Raw genomic sequence first — 332 nt, forward strand, 5'->3', positions numbered from 1 at the left:
GTCCACACTGACATCGCGGAACAACCTCGCCGCCGCCTACCGAGTAGCGGGCCGGTTGGGTGAGGCAATCCCGCTGTACGAGGCGACCCTGGCCGCGCGTGAGCAGGTCCTGGGCGAGAAACACCCGTCCACGCTGACATCGCGGAACAACCTCGCCGCCGCCTACCGAGCGGCGGGCCGGTTGGGTGAGGCAATCCCGCTGTTAGAGGCAACCCTGGCCGCGCGTGAGCGGGTCCTGGGCGAGAAACACCCGTCCACGCTGACATCGCGGAACAACCTCGCCGCCGCCTACCGAGCGGCGGGCCGGTTGGGTGAGGCAATCCCGCTGTACG

1 protein-coding gene is annotated in these 332 nt (G+C 69.3%); it reads left to right on the top strand.

Annotated features, from left to right (window positions below; all coding sequences use genetic code 11):
- Positions 1–55: 55 nt before the first annotated feature.
- The coding region (locus ACGFZ2_RS14380) for a tetratricopeptide repeat protein (RefSeq protein WP_393453405.1) at positions 56–332 on the top strand (277 nt) is incomplete at its 3' end.

The organism is Micromonospora sp. NPDC048063 (assembly GCF_043202855.1).
In the GTDB taxonomy this organism is placed as follows: Bacteria; Actinomycetota; Actinomycetes; order Mycobacteriales; family Micromonosporaceae; genus Micromonospora.